The 1,885-nt window shown below is 66.4% G+C and carries 2 protein-coding genes; both read right to left on the bottom strand.

The window, feature by feature from the left end; translation table 11 throughout:
- On the bottom strand, positions 1-1,259 hold a 1,259-nt coding region (locus VDP82_RS17610), incomplete at its 3' end, for a methyl-accepting chemotaxis protein (RefSeq protein WP_323016116.1).
- Positions 1,256-1,549 carry a hypothetical protein gene (locus VDP82_RS17605; RefSeq protein WP_323016115.1) on the bottom strand — a complete coding sequence of 98 codons (294 nt, stop codon included), beginning with the start codon at positions 1,547-1,549 and terminating at the stop codon, positions 1,256-1,258. The genes VDP82_RS17605 and VDP82_RS17610, both read right to left, overlap by 4 nt.
- Positions 1,550-1,885: the final 336 nt, after the last annotated feature.

Genomic DNA, 1,885 nt, shown 5'->3' with positions numbered 1-1,885 from the left:
TCCACCGAGGCGTTGAGCGCCAGCAGATTGGTCTGGAAGGCGATGTCGTCGATCAGCCCGATAATATTGGAGATCCGGGCCGAGGAGGTGCTGATCCGTTCCATGGCCTGGGTCGCCCGTGCCATCACCTGCCCGCCCGCTTCGGCGCTGGCGGTGAGCCTTTCGGCATTGGCGCTGGCGTCGCGGGCGCGCCCGGCATTTTCCAATACCATTGCGGCCAGGCGTTCCATGGCGGCGGTGGTCTGCTCGATGGTCGTTGCCTGCCGTTCGGTGCGCTCGGACAGGTCGTTGGCCCCCGACAGGATATCGCCGGTGGCGCAACGCAGCGTGGTCACGGCGCCGCGCAATTCGCCCATGATGGTTTCGAGCCGCTCGGCCAGCGAATTGGTGTCGTCGCGCAGTCGGGCGAAGGCCCCGTGATACTCCCCGCTCATGCGCGCGGTCAGGTCCGAGCCGGCCAGAAGCGCCAGCACGCGCCCGGTTTCCGCGACGCTGGTGCCGATCCGGCTCACCAGCGTATTGATCGAGCCGGCCAGGCGCACCAGTTCGGGATCGTCATATTCAGCGTGAATGCGGGCGGAGAAATCGCCATGTCCGGCCGCTTCCACCACCTGGCCGAACTCCATCGACAATTGCTGCATGGTGCGGGCGCGGGCCTGGTCGTAATTGGCGCTGGTCTGCTGGATTTCCTCGGCCAACTGCTCGGCCTCCAGCGCGCTGGCCTGGGCCTGGTCGGAGCGGATCTCGGCCAGCGCCAGCAGGTGCCGGGTGTTCAGCGTCATCCAGATCAGCCCGCCCGCCTCGATGACCAGGATGACCGCGTGCAGCAGCACCCGGCCCAGGCCGCCGCCGCCATAAAACACCAGATCGGTCATGGTCATGCCCACCGCCAGGTGGTGCACCGCTACCAGCGCCGCCCCCAGCATGATGGCGCGGCAGTCATAGAGCAGCGCGCAGACCGCCAGCGCGCCGAAAAACGCCATATGCAGGTCCGTCTGGTAGGGATAGCCCTGGGCGGCGATCAGCAGCGCCATCACCTCGGCCATCATCACTGCCACCGCCATGTAGCGAAAGCCGGCCGATTGGCGCAGGGCGAGGAAGCTGACGACCAGCCCGGCCAGGCCAAGCGCCGCCAGCAGGCTGGCCTGTCCCGGCTGGTCCTGAAGCAGCCATTCGCAGGCAAAGGCGGTGAGGGTGAGAATGGCCGCCAGGCTGGCAACCGCGATCGTGGCGCGGTTGCGGATGGTTTCGAGTGTCATGAGGCTTGGTCCGTGAGTGGCGCGCAGAGCCCGCCGGCCTTGAGGAAGAACAGGGCGCCCAGGTCGCGGGCCCGCTGCTGGAAGTCGGGGTCGGGAGCGTAAGCCACCACGATATTGCCCAGGCGGGTGGGCGCCACCAATTGGCCGCCGGCGGCCCGGATGACGGCCCAGGCCGTGGCCTCGCTGGTTGCCGGGGTGAAAACCACCGCCACCGGGCCCGGCTCCGCCGGCGCCAGGCTGCCGGCAAGCACGATGCCCGCCGCCAGGCCAGAAAAGATCAGGGCTGGCAAAAGCGTGCGAAAAATTTTGGCGTGCCAGACTGTTAGGGGGTGATGGACTTAGCGGATCAGTATTTGCGCCGAAATGGTTACTTTTCCGTAAGTGAAGGACCCGTCTTTGTTGGTGGGGTCAAATAGAGTCGCTTTGCATACGGACGGAATATTGTAGATGGGCGGCATCGGCTGCGCCGCCCTCCCGCCGCCGGCGCTCTTGCCGGGTTTGGATCGAGATCAATTCAGTTTCGATCCGAGACGGTCTTTCTTCACCTCTCCCTTTGGGGGAGAGGTCGGCGCGTAGCGCCGGGTGAGGGGGCCTGCCAGTCAGCTTCGCGCCTGGAAAAGGGGGGC

The sequence above is a fragment of the Devosia sp. genome, assembly GCF_034675085.1.
In the GTDB taxonomy this organism is placed as follows: Bacteria; Pseudomonadota; Alphaproteobacteria; order Rhizobiales; family Devosiaceae; genus Devosia.
The sequence above is the reverse complement of the archived record's forward strand: the minus strand, read 5'-3'. Positions and strand labels throughout refer to the sequence as shown.